The sequence below is a fragment of the Alicyclobacillus acidoterrestris genome, assembly GCF_022674245.1.
GTDB lineage: Bacteria > Bacillota > Bacilli > Alicyclobacillales > Alicyclobacillaceae > Alicyclobacillus > Alicyclobacillus acidoterrestris.
Map to the genome: position 1 here is coordinate 738,165 of NZ_CP080467.1, position 19,530 is coordinate 757,694.

18 protein-coding genes and 1 pseudogene are annotated in these 19,530 nt (G+C 49.1%); 11 read left to right on the top strand and 8 right to left on the bottom strand.

From position 1 onward, the window contains the following. Positions 1-109 precede the first annotated feature (109 nt). On the bottom strand, positions 110-511 hold the full coding sequence (locus tag K1I37_RS03430; RefSeq protein ID WP_021298316.1) for a hypothetical protein: 402 nt from the start codon (positions 509-511) through the stop codon (positions 110-112). A gap of 279 nt (positions 512-790) precedes the next feature. Continuing rightward, positions 791-1,993, bottom strand: coding sequence for a transposase (locus K1I37_RS03435; protein ID WP_242215907.1), 1,203 nt, complete (start codon positions 1,991-1,993; stop codon positions 791-793). 144 nt (positions 1,994-2,137) lie between these two features. Here K1I37_RS03435 and K1I37_RS03440 point away from each other — a divergent pair, with 144 nt between their 5' ends. Both K1I37_RS03440 and K1I37_RS21775 read left to right on the top strand, forming a co-directional pair. Then, positions 2,138-2,740, top strand: a complete 603-nt coding sequence (locus K1I37_RS03440) for a sulfotransferase family protein (protein WP_161624365.1) — start codon at positions 2,138-2,140, stop codon at positions 2,738-2,740. Beyond that, on the top strand, positions 2,668-2,922 hold the full coding sequence (locus tag K1I37_RS21775) for a hypothetical protein (RefSeq protein ID WP_407653192.1): 255 nt from the start codon (positions 2,668-2,670) through the stop codon (positions 2,920-2,922). The genes K1I37_RS03440 and K1I37_RS21775 overlap by 73 nt, the downstream gene beginning before the upstream one ends. Before the next feature lie 120 nt (positions 2,923-3,042). Here K1I37_RS21775 and K1I37_RS03445 read toward each other — a convergent pair whose 3' ends face one another. Beyond that, complete coding sequence (locus tag K1I37_RS03445; RefSeq protein WP_051189516.1) at positions 3,043-4,185, bottom strand: 5-methyltetrahydropteroyltriglutamate--homocysteine S-methyltransferase; 1,143 nt, start codon at positions 4,183-4,185, stop codon at positions 3,043-3,045. 142 nt (positions 4,186-4,327) lie between these two features. Between K1I37_RS03445 and K1I37_RS03450 the strand changes: the two genes are divergently transcribed. Continuing rightward, a complete protein-coding gene (locus tag K1I37_RS03450; RefSeq protein ID WP_021297206.1) occupies positions 4,328-4,963 on the top strand; it encodes a GntR family transcriptional regulator in 636 nt (211 codons plus the stop codon). Positions 4,964-5,355: 392 nt separating this feature from the next. Further along, the gene (locus K1I37_RS03455) at positions 5,356-6,651 is read left to right on the top strand and encodes an MFS transporter (RefSeq protein WP_021297205.1); all 1,296 of its coding nucleotides are present in this window, start codon (positions 5,356-5,358) and stop codon (positions 6,649-6,651) included. 895 nt (positions 6,652-7,546) lie between these two features. On the opposite strand, the gene K1I37_RS03460 is transcribed toward K1I37_RS03455, so the two are convergent. Then, positions 7,547-8,254: a quinone oxidoreductase family protein gene (locus tag K1I37_RS03460; RefSeq protein WP_021297203.1), complete on the bottom strand. Its 708-nt coding sequence runs from the start codon at positions 8,252-8,254 to the stop codon at positions 7,547-7,549. Between the two features lie 106 nt (positions 8,255-8,360). Between K1I37_RS03460 and K1I37_RS03465 the strand changes: the two genes are divergently transcribed. From K1I37_RS03465 to K1I37_RS03475, 4 genes are all read left to right on the top strand, one after another. After that, positions 8,361-8,966 (top strand): TetR/AcrR family transcriptional regulator C-terminal domain-containing protein, encoded by a 606-nt coding sequence (locus K1I37_RS03465; RefSeq protein ID WP_021297202.1) that lies wholly within the window; start codon positions 8,361-8,363, stop codon positions 8,964-8,966. A gap of 96 nt (positions 8,967-9,062) precedes the next feature. After that, positions 9,063-10,040 carry a quinone oxidoreductase family protein gene (locus tag K1I37_RS03470; protein ID WP_201766389.1) on the top strand — a complete coding sequence of 326 codons (978 nt, stop codon included), beginning with the start codon at positions 9,063-9,065 and terminating at the stop codon, positions 10,038-10,040. Between the two features lie 752 nt (positions 10,041-10,792). Next, positions 10,793-10,918: a hypothetical protein gene (locus K1I37_RS21480; protein ID WP_021297200.1), complete on the top strand. Its 126-nt coding sequence runs from the start codon at positions 10,793-10,795 to the stop codon at positions 10,916-10,918. A 939-nt stretch (positions 10,919-11,857) separates the two neighbouring features. Further along, a complete protein-coding gene (locus K1I37_RS03475; protein WP_242215979.1) occupies positions 11,858-13,072 on the top strand; it encodes an IS110 family RNA-guided transposase in 1,215 nt (404 codons plus the stop codon). Positions 13,073-13,242: 170 nt separating this feature from the next. Here the strand turns inward: K1I37_RS03475 and K1I37_RS03480 are convergent. Next, positions 13,243-14,408 (bottom strand): IS3 family transposase gene (locus tag K1I37_RS03480; protein ID WP_269078036.1). Its coding sequence is split into 2 segments (ribosomal slippage): positions 13,243-14,165 and positions 14,165-14,408, totalling 1,167 coding nucleotides; the frame shifts between segments, so codons are not numbered across the junction. Between the two features lie 986 nt (positions 14,409-15,394). Further along, on the bottom strand, positions 15,395-16,432 hold the full coding sequence (locus K1I37_RS03485; protein WP_021295360.1) for a zinc-dependent alcohol dehydrogenase family protein: 1,038 nt from the start codon (positions 16,430-16,432) through the stop codon (positions 15,395-15,397). A gap of 485 nt (positions 16,433-16,917) precedes the next feature. Here K1I37_RS03485 and K1I37_RS03490 point away from each other — a divergent pair, with 485 nt between their 5' ends. Then, positions 16,918-17,115: a hypothetical protein gene (locus tag K1I37_RS03490; RefSeq protein WP_021295359.1), complete on the top strand. Its 198-nt coding sequence runs from the start codon at positions 16,918-16,920 to the stop codon at positions 17,113-17,115. Between the two features lie 29 nt (positions 17,116-17,144). Here the strand turns inward: K1I37_RS03490 and K1I37_RS21780 are convergent. After that, positions 17,145-17,222, bottom strand: a pseudogene (locus K1I37_RS21780) (hypothetical protein); the annotation flags it as partial. A 548-nt stretch (positions 17,223-17,770) separates the two neighbouring features. After that, positions 17,771-18,268: a TetR/AcrR family transcriptional regulator C-terminal domain-containing protein gene (locus tag K1I37_RS03495; RefSeq protein ID WP_021295358.1), complete on the bottom strand. Its 498-nt coding sequence runs from the start codon at positions 18,266-18,268 to the stop codon at positions 17,771-17,773. A gap of 100 nt (positions 18,269-18,368) precedes the next feature. Between K1I37_RS03495 and K1I37_RS03500 the strand changes: the two genes are divergently transcribed. Further along, positions 18,369-18,656, top strand: coding sequence for a transposase (locus tag K1I37_RS03500; protein ID WP_242215916.1), 288 nt, complete (start codon positions 18,369-18,371; stop codon positions 18,654-18,656). An 11-nt stretch (positions 18,657-18,667) separates the two neighbouring features. Continuing rightward, positions 18,668-19,522, top strand: a complete 855-nt coding sequence (locus tag K1I37_RS03505) for an IS3 family transposase (protein ID WP_272496363.1) — start codon at positions 18,668-18,670, stop codon at positions 19,520-19,522. Positions 19,523-19,530 lie beyond the last annotated feature (8 nt).

Genomic DNA, 19,530 nt, shown 5'->3' on the forward strand with positions numbered 1-19,530 from the left:
TATTTAGACGGTGCAGGCAGGTGGAATATTACATATTTCGAACAATTTTTATTCATTTTCCTTGGGTAGTGGATTCTGTGGTGGAAAGAGACGGCTAACCTTTTGCGGGTTAGTTGTTGGCGACGGCCTTTTTGAGGACTTTGACGTCAGTGACGGTGTCATTCAGATGCGTCTTGATGACTTTAACATCCTTACTCGTCTCTAAGACGGCTTGCTCTACGACATCAATCCGTTTGTTGAGCGCTTGTTCGACCGAGTCAATGCGGGTGCTGAGCGCTTGTTCGACCGAGTCAATGCGGGTGCTGAGCGCCTGTTCGACCGAGTCAATGCGGGTGCTGAGTGCTTGTTCGACCGAGTCAATTCGCTTGTTGAGCGCCTGTTCAACCGAGTCAATGCGGGTGCTGAGTCGCTGCTCAACCGAGTCAATGCGGGTGTTGAGCCGCTGTTCAACGGTCCCGATTTCTTCACGAACGATTAAACGAACGGCATCGAGCAGTTGCTTTTCGTCCATTAAATCATCATCTCCTGCGTGTATTTTAGCACGGGAAGACGTAGGGATGAAGTTTAAAAGATTGGGGTGTCGGTATGCATTTACCGGGGGGGTGTACGTCTGGCTTCAAGGGAATTTAAACATCCAAATGATAGGCTGGCAGATAGGTTAGTAGATGAGCGTTTTGCAGAATGGTCGTTTTGGGTGGAGGTGAAAAAGGAACAACACCTAGGGTAAGTAAACTAAATTCCACATACTGGTATTCTTGCGCCGTTTCTCGTCACGTCAACTCGTTTTGATTTATGCAGTCTTCTTGTGTCGTTCGATATGGTTCACAGCTAGTGCCGATGCAAGTAACACGATCGCGTTGAGGAACATGTGTGTCTTTACTTTTCGGATGCCTCGGACATGGACGTCGTTCGCCGTCAAATTCGTCTTAAGCCTTGCGTTACAACGCTCTACAGCAGTTCGCTCGTTGTATAACAGCTTCCAATTCTGCGTGCCTCGGTGTGGTGCGCAGTAACGCCGAATATCTTCTGTGATCCGCTTTTTGACCACCATACCGTAGTTGGATTCGGAACATGTCGCGATTCCAAGCGGACAATCTACCTTCCCAACCGCGTGCGGGCAGCGAAACTTTAGTCGGTCACCGTCCGCACCCCAATACACCATGTCATATCCCATCGTGCAACGCGGCGTCCCGTCCGATGCGATTCCTTCAGGCGGTTCTTTTTCACCGCGCTTGTTCATCGCGATAATTGCCTGTGCACCATATTGACGAACCGTTTCATAGTTTTTGACTTGATCATATCCAGCATCCATCATGACAAAGTCGATTTTCCAACCGTGCGTCGTCACGACGTGTTCCAGCAATGGTGCCGCCATCTCACCATCAAAGACGTTCGCTGGTGTGACATCCAAAGCAACTGGCAGTTCACTCGCGGTATCCACAGCCAAGTGGAATTTGTATCCGAACCAAGCAAGCTTGTTGCCAAAGGTATCGTATTTTGCGCCCCAGTTGGCATTGCCCGTTTCCTGGCTCTTGGACTTAGGTTGTTTTTTCTCGTAGGACTTCACGGCGGCACTGTCCACAGCCAAATGGCGTCCGTTGATGATGCTCGCTTCTTTACATTGACTGACCAGGTCAATGAAGAGCTTCTCAGCGAGACCCAACTCAACAACGGCTGAAAACACGCGACTCAGTGTGGAGACCGACGGGGCTGCTTCGTCGATTCGAAACCCACACTGGTAGCGAAAGCGTATATCTCGCGCCAACCGTTCATGAAGCCTTGTGAACGTTGAGATTCCTTCAAGCGGAGCAGCCAGCAGTGCGCGCAGAATCGCTTCACGATTCATAGGTTTCGCGCCTTGGGGTGACTGTTTTCTCAATTTCGAAGCATAGGGTTGTAAATCCAAGACAGCGAAGAACAAGGGCAGACGATCGCTGGAGTCAATTTCTAGCCAGTCTTCAAAGGAAAAGAGCGATGGTTGGAGAATATACAAGTGGGACTTCCCTCCTCGAAAATTTCTTGTTTGGTCACTTGAAATCTTCTCGAAGGTTGGGGTGAAGTCCTTTTTCATGCCCTAAAAACCCTTGCCCTGCGGGAGTTTATAAATCTGCAAAACGCTCAGATAGGAGTGTTCAAGTTGCTTCCGAATTTTTTGGTTATCGGTGCCGCCAAAGCGGGAACGACGGCATTGTATCGGTATTTGTCGCAACACCCAGAAGTCTTTATGCCGAGTATCAAAGAACCCAATTACTTTGCCTTGGCGAATCGGGAGGTTCGCTTTCAAGGGCCGGGTGATGATCGGACAAATCGCAGTAGTATTACTCGATTTGCCGATTATCAAGCGCTCTTTGACGAGGCGGACGGCTATCAAGCCGTCGGTGAGGCTTCACCCATGTATCTGTACACGGCGGATGCCGCCAATCGCATTCACGACCTCATTCCGAACGTGAAGCTCATTGTTATCTTGCGCGATCCGGTCGAGCGCGCACACTCAGCCTACCTACATCTGCGCCGCGACGAGCGCGAGCCACTTGCCAATTTCGCCGACGCCATCGCAGCAGAAGAAGAGCGGATTGCGAAGCACTGGGCGCCGATGTGGCATTTACGAGGCGTGGTTTCTACTTCAAACAGCTGCAACCGTACCTCGATGTGTTTTCCCGAGCACAGATGTTGTTTCTCCGCTATGAGGATCTCAATCGGCATACAGTCGCAGTCTGTCGACGCGTATTCGATTTTTTAGGTATCGATAGCACGTTTGAGCCAGACATCACCATTCGTCCGAACGCCTCGGGCATTCCAAAGAGCCGCCGACTCCACACGTTTTTGACCAAAAACAACCCCGTAAAGGACGCTATCAAGCCCCTGTTGCCAATGGTGGCTACGGTAGCGACGCGGGGTGAGTTGCGCCCTTGCGCCATTTGAATGACACGAAAAAGCCACGCAAAGGCGGCCGCACGCTGGTGCGGGGGTCCCTTTGCGTGGCAGAATGATGAGGTGGACCTACGTGACAAGGCTATTCATTTGACTTTTGCACTGCAAAAGTTACTTCCAAACCTCTTCGGCAATCTCGACGACATGACGGAGCTTCGCCCACTGCTGATCCTCTGTAAGCAAATTGCCTTCCTCTGTCGATGCAAAGCCGCATTGTGGACTGAGATTCAATTGGGCTAAGTCGACGTATCGCGACGCCTCTTCAATGCGGCGTACAATTTCGTCGCGATTTTCCAGTTCACCAGTTTTCGAGGTAATCAGTCCAAGGACAATTTGTAGATCCTTGCGGTTTACAAAGCGCAGCGGCTCGAATCCACCAGCTCGATCACTGTCGTACTCGAGGAAGAATCCATCCACATTTAAGCCAGAAAAGAGGATTTCCGCTACAGGTTCGTATCCGCCAGAGGAAATCCACGTCGAGCGGAAGTTGCCACGGCAGATGTGCATGGTGATGGTCATGTCCGACGGACGATCGGCAATGGCCTGATTAATCGTCTTTGCATACCACTTCGTGAGCGCCTCCGGATTCAACCCGCGCGCTTGCATTTGTGCCTTTTGCTCATCCGAACAGAAATAGGCCCACGACGTATCATCCAGTTGCAGATAGCGGCAACCTGCGTCGTAGAAGGATTGGATGGCTTGTTTGTAGGTTTCGGCGAGATCGCGAAAGAACATCGCTTCGTCCGGGTAGACCTGTTTGTCGATTTCACCGCGGAAATGAAGCATGCTGGGGCTTGGAATGGTCATTTTCGCGACGTGCGTGCCCGCGACACTGTGAAGAAACCGGAAGTCCTCCAACATCGGGTGGTCGCCAAAGCCCAGTTTGCTGATGACCTTTACGGAGTGAGACTTCGTTTGCTGCTGGTGAAATTGGATACCGCCATCCGCTTCATAGCTTTGTACACCAACTAAATTTTCGAGGAAGTCGAAGTGCCACCACGCCCTTCGCAGTTCACCGTCGGTCACGGCCTGGAGCCCTATGGACTTTTGCTTGTCGACAATTCGGAGGATTTCCTCGTTTTCCACTTCTCTCAACTGATCTGCACTGATTTTCCCTGCCGACCGCTGTTGTCTAGCCAGTTTAACGCGCTCAGGGCGAAGCAGGCTTCCTACTTGATCTGCTCGAAATGGCGGCGTAGCACGACGCGATTGCTGATTTTGTGTCAATTGAATCCCTCGCTTTTCGTGGAGCATCTTGTCAGATGGTTTGTCAATAAGAATACTATGAAATAACTTTGTGACAATAGGGATTATTTTTCTGATACGATAGATGCGTACTGGATATTGTATACAACATTCGACGTTATACTGAATACAACGAGCAAGGATGGGGCTTATGGAAATCCGAAAACCACAACCCGCATACCAGCAGGTGTATGACTATTTATTTAAGCAGATTATCGAGGGCGATTTATCGCCTGGCGTTAAGTTATCCGAAGAACGTCTGGCAGCGGAACTCAACATTAGCCGGACGCCAATTCGGGAAGCGATTATCCGCCTTGAACACGAGGGATTGCTGCGAAATAAATCTGTCGTGCAGTTCACGCCAAAGGAAATTAAGGACAGTTATGAAATCCGCATCCTTTTAGAAGGACACGCAGCAAAAGTGGCCGCCACTCAGATGAGCCAACAGGACAAGGATTTTTTGCGCACGTTGATGGAGCAGTCGCACACAGCTGACTTTGAGTCCGTGATGAAAACGAATACGTTGTTTCACAATGCCATTGTCCGATCCTGCGGCAATGACCAAATCACCCAACTCATTGACCGCATGCAGAGCATCATTTTGCTGTGTCGCAAAGATATTGTAAAAAACCGCGCAGAGCTTCCACATGAACACCATGAAATCTATGAGGCGATTCTTCGCGGAGACGGCGAAGCGGCAGAGCAGTTGATGCAAGCGCATCTCCAGCAGAACCTGCAGAACTTTCTAGATAGCTTGCCCGACGATAGTCGATTATCGATGATCTAGTGCGTGGATGAGGGTGGTTCTACAGTTGTAGTTTGCACGGGAAACTTTGTGTCATATTCGTAAAAAGAGATTCGGCGTCGTTGAAGACACCGGATCTCTTTTGTTGACATTCGCTTTTGGAGAAGCGCTGCGTAGCAACTTGGGTGTGTTGCGAATCCTGCTTTTCGTAACTAGCAGGATGAATCCGCTTGTATTATACTGTATACAGGATTCAGTATAATTGTGAAATAAAATGGAAGGAGGAAAGAGACTGGAACCCTGCAAACGCCCGTAACCCACGTATCTTACAGGTCAATATGAAAACGAATACAATTTTTCAATGTGATTGTCGGGCCCGTCCAGAATTCGACTATCCGTGATTTAATTGTTTCCTACACTTGGAGGGGTAATCTATGAGTCAACTGGATTTGGCCGCCGTTCCCACTGAAGTTCGGACGAGCCATCAGGTAAACGCTATCATCGGTTCGTGGGCATCTTGGTTGTTCGATGCGATGGATGCCGGGATTTTTAGCTTTGTGTTGTTGGCTGTCGCACATACGTTTAAGACGAACTTGTCGGGTGTGACGACGGTAGTTGCTTGGTTTTTGCTGGCGACAGGAGTCGGCGGTTACGTGTTCGGGAACATATCTGATCGCATCGGACGCAAGCGAACGCTGTGGATCTCTGTGCTCATCTACGGTCTTGGGACCCTCATGTGTGGGTTTGTCCAGAATATGCTAGAGCTGAATATCTTCCGCATTGTCGTCGGTGTCGCCGTTGGCGGGTTATGGTCTGCTGCCGCAGCATTGATCTCGGAGGTGTCTCGTCCGGATTCACGCGCTAAGGCACTGGCCATCATGCAGACGGGATGGTCTGGAGGACAGTTGTTGGCGGCTATCTTTGCATGGACAATCCTCAATCCACACGATCCGCAATCCTGGAGATGGCTGTTTATCTACGCGAGCATTCCTGCGTGGGCAACTGCCGTGTACATTTTACTCTTCGTCAAGGAATCGCCGATTTGGCTGGCAAACAGGTACTATATTGCACGTAGCCGAAAGAGTCAGAACATGCTGTCGATTTTTAATAGGGATTACGTCAAGACTACATTGCTGGCCCTACTCGTCTCAATGCTTGGGATGATAGGATATTGGATTATCCTCACGTTTGTACCGAGTTACTTGCAAAACATTCTCGGAATCAATATGAACCAGACACCAGTCTTCTCGGTTTGGACTGCAGTTGGTGCAATCATTGGCTATCTCGTATATGGATATATTGCGGAAATTGTTGGTCGACGGATTTCATTTGCAATTTTCTTTTTCGGCATGACGGTCGTTATACCGATTTTTACTTACGTCGCAAGTCACATGCCCTTGACGAACGGACATCTTCTGTTGACTGGTGGCAATGTTGTGACGCTTGGCATCATCTCTGCTTTATTGGGATTTTTTACGGGATACTTCAGTGGATTTGGTGCTTGGTACGGTGAGCTCTTCCCAACTAGTATTCGTGCCACGGCGTCTGGATTTTGCTTTAATGTTGGACGCATTGGGTCGATTGTCGGCATTCTGTTGGCCCCAGTGTTAATTTCCTCCATCGGATTTTCGATGTTCATTGCGCTCGCGTCCATTTCTTATTTTGCATCGGGGTTATTGGTCTTTACCATTCGTGAGACGAAAGGGACGACCCTGACAGCAGATAATTGAGACGCCAGTCGAAATGAACAGTCCCGGAGTTTACGTTGTCGAACTCCGGGACTTTATTTTCGCCGCTGGCATATTTGCGCATCCATATAGAGTGGCATCAATCGTGGACAGCTACAATTGAAGGGTATTCGGATTTGTGGTGGAATGAAAAATACAGAGCCCACCCTTTGTCGTTGATATTCTGTATCAATATTCATCATAACATATATTTTAAACTTTTTCATAGGGAGGCTTATTGCACATTCGCACCCGTATGCGCAATAAACCTACTATGGGGTATTCAAAGAGATGGGCCAAGTTTGGATTTTAGAGTACTTCTGTCCGGAAGTACTCTAAAATCCGGGCTCACGGTTGTTACTTGTCAACGAGTTATCTGTTTGTACACAAACCTTTCCCATCTGTGTAACCTGCTCGTTCCAGCCATCACTTCAGCGGCATGTTCTGTGTGCCAATCTGCGACACGTTGATTTTGCCGCTGATGAAAGGCATGCGCGTTCTTTAAGTGTCGATGTGGGTCATGCGCTCGGTGAAAATGGCTCATGTCTTCGGGAAGTCCCAGTTTGGCAGCGATTTTATTAACGGTTTTTCGATGCCAGCGTTGAATGTTATTCAGCATATGAATTCACCCCATTTCCTAAATGACAATGACCACTCTCTTACCTTGAAAGTCATCACGTTTCCACGCGTCTTCAATATCCTGAAGAGCAACTTTTTCAATATCCATGTGAATTTTTCTGTTTTGAATCCAATTCCACACCTGGTTTGTACTTTCTTGGACTAACTCGGGTGTGATAGCTGCGCCTGCTCCCATTATTTCAAGTCCCGTTGTTCGCAGTGCATCAGCAGAAAGCGAAATGGTCGATCCCGACCTTTCGCCAATTTGAACAAGACGCGTTCACCTTTTCGCGAAGCTCAATTCCTGCGGAACCAACGATTGAATCAACAACTCCGTTACATGTCCCCACAAAAAGTCAAGGATGACATCGAAGCCCTTCTCAGATTCTTTCTTAAATACCTCAACAAGCTGTTTGTCGGATTGCTTAAGATCAATGACGATGTCTGCTCCGAACGATTCTACTTGCTTCAATGAGGCTTCATTACGCCCGGTGGCAACGATGCGACCTGCCCCGAGAAGTTTGGCGATCTGGACGGCAAGTTTCCCTGCCACACCGGTCGCTCCGTTGATTAACACTGTTTCCCCTGGCTGAAGCTTTGCTCCACATTTAAGCGGAAAAAAGGACGTCAATGCTGAAGCGGGCATGGCAGCTGCTGTAATGGCGTCAACTCCTTCCGGAACAGGGACGGTATATTCTTTAGGAACAACGGTCCTTTCAGCCATGGCTCCGTACGGTGCCTTTACTCCACCAAAGCCAACCAATCTGCCGTCGGGAAGTGCTCCGATCCCATCGAATCCAACGATTGCAGGAAGCATCGAAAGGAATTGCCTACTGGCGAAATGAGTGCCTGCCGCCATTGCCTTATCGACATTCTCAAACGCAACTGCCTTAACTTCAATAACAACTTCATTTTCATTTGGAATGGGGTCAGGAAAGTCTTCGTATCGCGGAATGTCTCCAAACTGATGCAGTACGGCTGCCTTCACATTTTCAACCTCCTAGCTCATTTCTCTAACACATTTAGATAATTGTTTATTATATGTTCTACACGTGTTAAACTGTCAAGGAGAACCTGTTTAGGAGATATAGACGATGGCACTCAACAAGGATGTTGTTATAGAAGAGGCGCTGAAGCTGCTGAATGAGGTTGGAGCAGAGGGCGTAAGTTTACGTTCATTGGCAAGTAGACTGGGCGTTAAACCACCTACCCTGTACTGGCACATAAAGAACAAGGCGACTCTGATTAACGAAATGGCAGACCGCATCATTCAGCCAATGGTTCATGCCTTACGCCAACGAAGCATTGACGAGCCATGGCAGGAGTGGCTGATTGATATATTTAACCAACTGCGACAAGCTATGCTCTCCTATACTGATGGGGCACGAGTCGTTGCCGGAGCACATTTCTCGTTAGCCATGTCGGATATGATGGAGGCGGCAGTAAGAACGCTGCTTACCGCCGGAGTTAATTTACGGGAATCCCGTTTGATTGTACTGACAGCAACCCATTTTACTCTAGGGCATGTCATCGAGGAACAAACTCCTCCTGACGCAGACATGACAAAGGCGTTTGACATGGAACGATTCCAGAAAGACCATCCGACCATCATTGCAGCCATAGAGGAGTATTTTAATTCCGGTCACACCGCAGATGATATTTTTGAGGACGGATTAAGGCTTATAATAGAAAGGAAATAAATGGAGTAACTTGGGCGTATTTCTTATTGCACACTTACGTTCACTACGTCGCTGGTCATCAACTAAATTCTTGGGTTGGGCTCTGAATGGAGGTCTATGTCTATATCTATGTATGCTGCTGTTGTGCGCTCGCTCGATTCTGCCCCTAAATACGAATTATTCGATACACCAGAGCCATCTGGGACGAATGAAGTTCTTGTCGACGTTCTTGCTGCTGGATTACACCCGCGTGTGCGATCTCAGGCAAGCGGTTCTCACTACACTAGCACCGGGGAACTCCCGCTAATTCCAGGCATTGATGGTGTTGGACGACTCCCAAATGGTCAGTTGGTCTATTTTGTAGCATTCGATACTTCTCTGGGTACGTTCGCAAAAAAGGCGGTTGTTGACTTGCGGCGTAGTGTTCCTTTGCCTGAAGGTGTCGATCCTGTTCTAATTGCTGCAGCAATGAACCCGGCTATGTCATCATGGGTAGCTCTCCGCCGCCGGGTTGATTTTCAGCCAGGGCAAAAGGTTCTGGTTCTTGGCGCGACCGGAAATGCTGGACAGATGGCTGTCCAGATTGGCAAGCTTCTTGGTGCAAGTCAGGTTATCGGTGCGGGGCGTGATCGGGACCGCCTCAATTCCCTCTCATCGCTAGGTGCAGACGTTATCGTGTCTCTCTCAGGTGATCCAGAGGTCGCTGCCAAGCGGCTTGGTGAGGCAGCGTCTGAAGTTGACATCGTGATAGATTATCTCTGGGGAAAGCCTGCTGAGTTTGCGATGATCTCGATGCTGACTCAAAGACGAGACCGGAGCCGAGCGTTGACTTGGATTCAAATTGGTTCCGTTGCTGGTGCTACTGCCGCTGTGCCTTCCGCCGCACTTCGATCTGCCAACTTTCAAGTGCTTGGTTGTGGTCAAGGCTCGGTCCCAACTGCCGGGTATGTTGCTGAATTTCCGGCGCTAATTCACGCTATCGCAGATGGCAGGCTCAAAGTGAATGCGGTACCTGTCCCTCTTTCCAAAGTGGAGGAAGTTTGGAATACTCCCTCTTACAGCGGGCAACGGGTTGTGTTCGTCCCGACGATTTAATTGTGTGGACCAGAGAGAAGAGAGAGGCAGAAGATGAGAAAAGGCCTTCAGAAATAGTATCTGAAGGCCTTTTAGTCGCAGAACGTACCTTCTGTCAAGATTCTCACCGGTGACAAACTGATATCCTGATGTGGGTAACATCTCGGCCGGTCAGACGAGTACAACTAGATGCTTCCTGTGTACTCCTGGAGGCGAGATCTGAGCAATTGCGGTATCTCCTCTCCCCTTATGCATGAATGTGCAGTTTGGCTAGTTGACTGCTATTGCACATTCGAGTGCGAATACGCAATAAGAACTCCCTGGTAAGCCGCATAAATATTAGCGATTTAATATATCCAATCATCACAGTTTCTGCAGTTTAGTTACGGCACACATACGTGGTTTTAGCCTTGACCCTGTTGGTTGAGCCTGATGTTGTGAGGCTGGAAATAGTGGGAGTCTAAAGGGAAAATCCCCCTCGGCGAGACGGGCGTCAAGGTCCAAATCGTACCCTAAAACGGACAATTTGTGTCGTCAACGCCATGCGTGAGCTTAAATGCTCGAAAATCGGACATTTTAGCCCGTCAATGCGAGCACCCGTAATGGCAGAAAGAAGGGCTTGAGACATAATATTCGTCAAAATCAGGACATCTTTTCCCGTCAACCTATGGACAATAGCATAAGGGCGATCGCCCTTACAAGATACGAGCCGTCTCACGACAGAATGTCTTTCCATATGCTACATTACCTTTGGTTTGGAGAGGTGGCTCAGAATGTATGATGGTGCTTTCGGTGGTTTCACCCGCTGGGCAGTCGTGTTCTTGATTATCTTCGTTCTGTTCTTACTGCTGGTTCCGTATGGTTACGCGATACACTGTACAACAACACCGGTCTACTAATGAATAACACGGCAGGATTTACCTCATGAGGCATGGAGATCATCGTTTTACCAATGAACGATGTCTAAAGTAGGGGGCTGATGTTTTGGTTTCATACGGACATATAAGACGCTGTACGGGTCAATGGGTCATCTGCCACACAGTGCACGGCAACATTCATGGACGGCTATTAGGCTGCAACAGTTCCCATTTATTTTTGCACGCACCTCGATACACAACGGTATCCGGGGAAGGGAATGAGATGCAGAAGCTTGACTACGCTTTTGGACAGGATGCGACCGACAGTGCAACTGAGTCATGTGGTTATGGAAATGGCTACGGTTATGGCAGAACAGCCGTGGCGCTTGCATCTGTTGTTGGACTAACCGCAATCGGGTTAAGTGCGCTTTGGTGGTAGCGCAAGACTTCATTCTCGTAAAAGCTGAACGGTCTTGAGTATATAGGGTACATGCCTTTTCAGGTGGGAATGTCGCTCCATACGCTACATTACGCTAGTGATGGGGAGGTGGCTCAGAATATATGATGGTGTTTTCGGTGGTTTCACCCGCTGGCCAGTATATCAGAACGCCGTGTTCTTCTACATTTTTAAGTTGCGGAAAACAGGCGGGAGCAGGTGAACTACTTGAACTACGTAGAACAAGCGCCAGAGATCTTGAAAACCGCCGTAGTCGCAAGGTGATATTAAGTCAATAGACCCCCATGCCGCTGGGGCGGCACCATCAGAAGGATGAAAATGGTCTTGTGTTGAATGATTTTTCTGGTGGCTGGAGAAGGCAGGTCGTTCCACTCTGGTGCCTTGAGCCCGCTCAATAGACTGACTACGACGACCTGGTGCACCACAGAATGTCGCTCCCGGCCCGGGAAGCACGCAGGATAGAATGATCAACAATGGTCGTTGCACCAGCCCTTCAATATGACCAGTTGCCAGGAAGGATTCGCATGGATGTAGTCTATGAACGTTGTTGTGGTCTAGATGTTCATAAGAAGATGGTAGTCGCTTGTGCTCTAACGCCCAATGGCAAAGACATCCGTACATTTTCAACCATGACGGAGGATCTGTTGGAGATGGTTGACTGGTTGGTGGAGCATGAGTGTACTCATGTAGCGATGGAAAGTACTGCTTCATTTTGGAAGCCAATCTACAATCTTCTCGAATCCGCGAATTTCGACGTGCTTGTGGTTAACGCCAAGCATATGAAGAACGTTCCAGGCCGCAAGACAGATGTGAAAGATGCTGAGTGGATTGCCGGGCTCTTGCGGCATGGATTGCTACAAGCTAGCTATATCCCCAACCGTGAACAGCGTGAGTTACGAGAGTTAATTCGCTACCGCCGTAGCCTCATCGATGAGCGAGCACGAGAGGTGAATCGAATTCAGAAGGTACTGGAGGGAGCCAACATCAAGTTGTCTTCGGTCGCCAGTAACACACTGGGGAAATCAGGCCGGGCAATACTGGATGCCATGATTCATGGAGAAGAAGACCCCAAGGCATTGTCCGAGTTAGCGAAAGGCCGATTGAAATCTAAAAAGGCTGATCTGCAAAAGGCACTGCATGGGCTGATAGGGGCCCATCAACGGATGATGCTGGCGGCACAATTGCGTCACATCGATTACCTAGATGAAGAGATTACCCGATTGGATGAAGAGGTTAAGGAACGTATGCTCCCTTTTGAGGAAGAGCTAGAGTTGGTTGACACCATCCCGGGTGTGGGTCGACGAGCAGAACAATTGCTTGCTGAGATTGGGACAAATATGGCTCAATTTCCGTCCGTTGCCCATTTGTGCTCATGGGCGGGGTTGGCTCCAGGAAACAACGAGAGCGCAGGCAAACGAAAATCGGGGAAAACCCGCAAAGGAAACCAAAAGCTAAGAACGGCATTGGTTGAGGCTGCTCGTGCAGCGGCAATCACGAAGCAAACCTATTTGTCTGCCCAGTATCACAGGATTGGGGCCCGTCGAGGGAAAAATCGGGCAGCGATTGCAGTGGCACACAGTATCTTGACCATCGTGTACTACATCTTAAAACGGCGTCAGCCCTACGTTGAACTCGGACCCACCTATTACGAAACACTCAAGCGAGACGCAATCGCCAAGCAAGCAATTCGAAAGCTTAAGTCTCTTGGTCTGGAAGTTGAGATAAAGCATTCGGCTTAGGAATTCACAAGGCGAACAGGTATAATTATCCATATAAACTCATTGCCGATGGGTTTAGTTCAGTTTGCCCTCCTACACACCTTGGTGGCCATTGATTTTCAGGATAGTGGACACCCCAAAACAGAGAAATTGTAAGTTTTAATATTCTGATATGATGGCTGTTTGCTGCTTTAGCTTGCTACGGCTATGATGGACTGGAAATACTTTTTTTCGTATTCAACCGGCGTTAGATAGCCGATTGATGAGTGTATCCGCTCCCGGTTGTACCACACCTCGATGTACTCGAAAATTCGTTGTATGGCCTGCTCTCTCGTTTTGAACTTTTCCAGATACACGAGCTCTCGCTTGATGATGCTGTGAAACGACTCAATACACGCATTGTCAAAGCAATTACCTTTGCGGCTCATGCTACCAACCATTCCGTATTCTTGCAGCTTTTCCTGGTAGTCATGAGAGGCGTACTGGCTCCCACGGTCCGAATGATGCAACATAGGCCCTGTCGGCCGCTGGCGTTCCCAGGCCCGCTCCAACGCCTTGATGCACAGCTCCTTCGTCATCCTTGCGCCCGCACTCCAACCGACAATTTTGCGGCTGTATAGATCCTCCAAGCTGGCTAGGTAGACCCATCCCTCGTCCGTCGGGATGTAGGTGATATCTGCCATGTACACCTCGTTGGGCTGCTCTGCCACGAACGTTTGGTTCAGCACATTCTCCTGTACCGGGTAGTCGTGGTTCGAATACGTCGTCGCCTTGTACTTGCGGACTGTGCGGCTCCTAAGTCCATTCTCCCGCATGATGTTGGCCACCGTCTTTTGAGCCACCCGTTCTCCCTCCTGCCGCAGGACTTGCGTGATTTTAGGACTGCCGTAGAGACGACGGGACTTCACGAATATCTGATGGACTCGCTTCGTAATTCGCTTCCGGCGCTTGGAACGCTCACTCTCTGGACGCCTGAGCCAAGCATAGTACCCGCTCCGAGACACACCCAATATTTTGCACATCTTCTGAACCGGAAATTTGGAGCGGTATCTATGGATGAATTGGTACCTTACTTCCGGTCGTTGGTGAAGATGCGCATCGCTTTTTTTAAGATCGCATTCTCCTCTCGCAGTTCACGGATTTCCCGCTCCAGGTCCCGCAAGGCCTTCGCTTCAGCCTTGAGGTTTCCACTACCAACGAACGGGGTAGAGGGATCCTCCTTGTACTTCGTCATCCAGCCATACAGTGTTTTTTGCGATACGCCCAGTTCCCGAGCTACCTGGCTCGCTGGCTTCCCACTCTCCAAAGCCAATTTAACTGCATGAAGTTTGAATTCTTTATCGTATTTCTGTGTCATGTGGCTCACCCCGAATCGCCTTATTCTTACATTCTCGATTCGTTGTGTCCACTATTTCAGCCTAACACCAATGGTTACCATGTACGAGAAAAGGCCTGCGTTTGATTACACCAACTTTTGTTTGTATGTCTACGACAGCGCAAGTCTGTTTCAATGGATGCTCGGTACAGACCCACGTGAGTATCGCTCCTTTCTCTCTGGACGCACCGAACTCGTTTTTCTTTGCCTTGTACGGAGGCATGGGCGCGCTCTACAATGCAGCCAAGGGGTACCTGGCCCAGAAACGATCTCATCCGCATCCGGCGACAGCTGCCGATGCACTGAATAGAAGACTCCGAAGAAGCTCACTGCACATGCTCACTCTTTGACTCTGATACATGGTGATGTAATGACGAAAACGCAAGTTAATTTGTGAATCCGGAACAATACGTTCGTAATCGAACTTTTCCCTTCCCTTCTACGGTGTGGACGAGGTGTGAAAAATATGTCGTTTTGTGCTCTTTTCTTTGTTTGTATAGTTATTTTAGTGATACTGAAACAATCTGCTACACGCTCGAAAATTGAGTTCATGCAGTCTAGCCATCGGAACAACGGACAGGAGCATGACTGCTGCCCATCCACTGACACATTGGTAATTGGTGCTGCAGAGCAGCGTAGAACTGTAAGGCTCATGAGACGATGAGCGGGGAGTCCCCGCTCTATCGTTCACCCAAATTCCGTTGTCGAGCATTTTGTACTTGCATTCCCCGCTTCATCCGGACCTTTCTGCTGCAGCGAACTTCGTTTGTCCTTGGCGGGGCAGCAGTCGCCTCCCCACTCCAAGGTTTAACGGCACGCGATGCCACTACATCATCTATAAGCTTTCGAAGAGCATCGGCATCGAAACCCACGGCCGAGATTGAAAAGATCCACTTCATTCCATTTGAAGAGGATCTCCACTGTCACATGATGGATTCTACCGTGTACAACTTGTCATGGCTACGATCTCACTGGTACAGTATGACCTTCAGCGCATTTTCTCTCGCAGCGTTTCCGAAAACATCATATGCCTGTAGGATCTCGGAGAGCGGAAAACGGTGAGTAATGAGTAGCTTGGGCTCAATCTTACCAGCGGCCACGGTCTTGAGCAGCATCGGTGTGGAATTGGTGTCCACGAGACCAGTGGTTAAGGTGATATTTTGAATCCACAGTTTCTCGAGGTGCAGATTGACGCTCTTGCCGTGTACGCCCACGTTGGCGATGCGGCCGCCAGCCCCCACAATGCCTTGGCAGATGTCAAACGTGGCTGGGATTCCGACCGCTTCAATGGCAACGTCCACACCCTTACCGCCAGTCAGTTCCAGGACGGCTTCCACAGGGTTGCCTTTGGAACTATTTACGGTCTTCGTGGCACCAAACTTCCGCGCAACTTCTAGTCGATTGTCATCCAGGTCTACCGCGATAATTTCAGCGGGAGAATAGAACTGAGCCGTCAGTAGCGCCGCCAAACCGACGGGACCGGCACCGACAATAGCCACCGTGTCTCCCGGCTGAACCTTTCCGTTCAGGACACCGACCTCAAAACCGGTGGGGAGTATGTCACTCAGCATCACGAGCGCTTCTTCGTCGACGCCGTCCGGTAGCGGATACAGACTGGTGTCCGCATACGGAATGCGTACGTATTCGGCTTGCGTTCCGTCAATGAGATGCCCGAGAATCCAGCCGCCGTCCTCGCAGTGCGAATACATGCCTTTCTTGCAGCTGTCACACTTCGCACAGGAAGTGACGCAGGATATCAAAACCCTGTCTCCAACTTTGAAGTTGTGGACACCGGATCCCACTTCCTCAATCACGCCGACCCCTTCATGGCCAAGTGTCCGCCCCTCGACGACTGCGGGTACATCCCCTTTCAAAATGTGCAAATCCGTACCGCAAATGGTGGTCTTCGTAATTCTTACAACCGCATCTGTGGGCGCTTCAATGGTCGGCATGGGGCTGTCCACCCATTCCTTTTTTCCGGGGCCGCGATATACAAGTGCTTTCATTTCCATAATCCTCCTCATTCGTGAAACTGATCGAAAACGCACGTTACTTAAGATACTCTCACTAACATCCTCATATTCAGGAAATTTGTATCCTAATATCGCGGAAAGACAACGGCAAGTTTCGCGATGCCTATGGAACCTAATTCTTTCGAAACGAGTATATGCCGGTTCTAGCGTTTGGATATGGTCTCCTCGGATGTATCTTAGGACGCGCGGAGTCCCCGTACGCAGGGGAAGTTTGTGCGAGCCGGTTAGAGTTGTCATCCTGCTGTTGGCCATCTTTATGTCTTTCATCTTTGCTCGAATCATTCGTTGGTATCTGAATCGACAATGTGACAGGCTGGTGAAACGGCTTGTCACCGAGCCCTATGGAAAAAACTTATGGGCATGAGCGATGCAGTTGCTCTCAATAATTAGGTGTTAGTCGGTTCGAACCACCTCAATTCCAATTGTTCTGGCCAAAATTTGCGGATGAGTCTCGCAAAATGTCTCGCTACTGTGTCAAGATCGATCACGATCGAGTCTGGCTCGTTTGTTCGAGCGGCTTGACGGGTTCGACAGCGGATGCAGAGCAGATTGCGGATCACTTGGCCGTGGGTGCAATCTTCTTCGCCCGCTGTTTTTCGTTGTTGCCAGGTAGATACCGGATGAGCGTCTCTGCGGTTAACAGCAATGTCAAATGAGCGTGTATATGATTCTCGCTGGTCGAATGGCAGTTTAACATTCCGAGTTCGTGCTTTGCGGTACGGAATAGGATTTCAATGCGCCAGCGCTTCAGCCACGCCCCCATGACCTCAGAGGGCTGTTTTCCGCGGTTCTAATTTGCAGAAAAACGCGGCGTTCAATTATGCATGAATGCTACATACTCATGCGCAGTCACGAGTGATATGCTTATGTCAGTAACGGGAATGCGACACAAAGGTGCAAAATCAAGCAGCACAAGGGAGAGGGTCAATTACACCATCTCCCGCTCTTTTTTCGGCTATGTAAAATTGGTGCTCTTTGACACCCTTCGTGAAAGAGCGTTCCAGATGGCGTGCCCTATAGAGGCACAAACGAGAAGCAATAGGACTGAATCAGACATGATCGGACTCCTCTCATTAGTTTTCTTCATGTGCCTTCAACGATAAAAGCCCGAGGGCTTCAGATTCAGCGTATAGGAAATAAGCTGAGCCTTCTCCCTCGGGCATTTTGTGCCAATAGGTGCAAATCACAATGACTTGTGACTCTGTGACGCTCGGTCGCTGACCCCTCGTGGGCGGAACCCTATCTAGCTTAGTAAAAAAATACAGTTTGGAACTAAAATGGGACAAAAACGCGAACGATGCAAGACCCTACTTAGGCATGAGAATCCAGTATAGTGTTCAAGCCTTTTATAAGGATGTCAAGTCCAAAATCAAACTGTCTGTCCATGTCAACAACAGTTGCATAGTCGGCTAATTGAATAAGGGTCGGAAACTCCGTGGCAGGTAGGTTCTTAAAAGTATTGCGAACGCCTGCAATGATCTCCTCTGTTTCCTGACCCTGCGTTGAGTTCTTGAAACGTACCTCTTCCTTTACAAACCCTATTACGTAATTATTGAAAAGTGTACCGATGAGCGTCGTCTCTTCATAGGAGAAGCCAGCATTAACGAACACACGGTATACGCCTTCGATTTGACGAAGGCGGTTAAATGTAAATGGCATTGTATCCGTGAAAATTTGAACTGCATCTCTGTACGAAAGGAGTGCCTTACGATAATTCTCGGCATACTGTCTGATTTGCTCTTGCCAGGTTAGACCTACATCAGGACTTTCAATGTCTGCACTTATCCTGTCCGAAATTAATTGTAACAATTCCTCTTTGTTCTTAACATGCCAGTAAAGTTATACTGGCCCCAGAGTCAACCCAGACAGATGACGTGAGGTAAAATAGACGTAGTGAGGTGTTTGACTCATGCCAGGACGTAAGTGGACTGTGGACGAGAAAATGAACATTGTGTTGGAAGGGATGGTTCCCGGGGCGAATATCAGCGAGGTTTGCCGACAGCATGGTGTGGCCCAAAGTCTGTATTACAAGTGGCGTGACGCATTTCTGACTGGTGGACGAGCAGGGCTTCAGTCAGGTCCTTCTACCCGGGAGCAGGAGTTGGAGAAGCAGTTGCAGGAAGCCATGAGCAAAATTGGCGAGCAGGCTATGGAAATCGATGTGTTGCGAAAAAAATCGAACTGGGGCCGGAAGTAAGCAGCCGTTCCTTGGTTGCTCAGCTCGTCAAGGAAGGGTTTCGGGTCCCAGTGATTGCGAAAGCATTGGAGCTGAATCGAACTTATTGTTATAGCTTGTTAAAGGAGCCTGTGAAGAAGGCGAAAAAAGCGGTTATAGATAAAGACGCCCTATTGAAACAGCGGATTCGCCATCTATGCGAGAGGTTCCCACGATATGGATACCGTAGAATCAAGGTCATGTTGCGTCGTCAATACAGCATGCAGGTAAACCACAAACGAGTACACCGGCTCATGCGGGAAATGGGATTGTTGGTCAAATCCCCACAGCGAGAAGCTTCCCGAAAGAAGCGGTCTGGAAAGATTCCGGTGAGTCAGTCAAACGAACACTTCCAGTGCGATATGACAAAAATTTGGTGTGGTAAGGATGGCTGGGGATATCTATTCGCGGTAATCGATGCGTACGACCGTGAAATTGTGGGGTATTCGTTTTCGCGCTATTGCCGGACAGAGGAATTGCTGCAGGCTGTGGATAACGCATTCAACTACCGATTCCCGAGCGGAGTACTAGGCGCAAACTTAACGCTCAGAACTGACAACGGATGCCAAATGACAAGTCGACGATTCGTACAAGCCATGAAGGACTGCCAGGTGAAACATGAACGGACAGGTTATAACAACCCGGACGCAGATGGCTATATCGAACGTTTCTTCCGTTCGTTGAAGGAGGAAGAAGTTTGGATGCAGGAATACGACAACTTCGCGGAAGCCAAGATCGCAATCAAAACGTATATTGAGTTCTACAACAAAGAGCGCCCGCACTCAGCGTTGGGCTATCGTACACCGCAGGAATTCAGAAAATGGAAGGAATCAAAAGAGGCAGCGTAGACCTGATA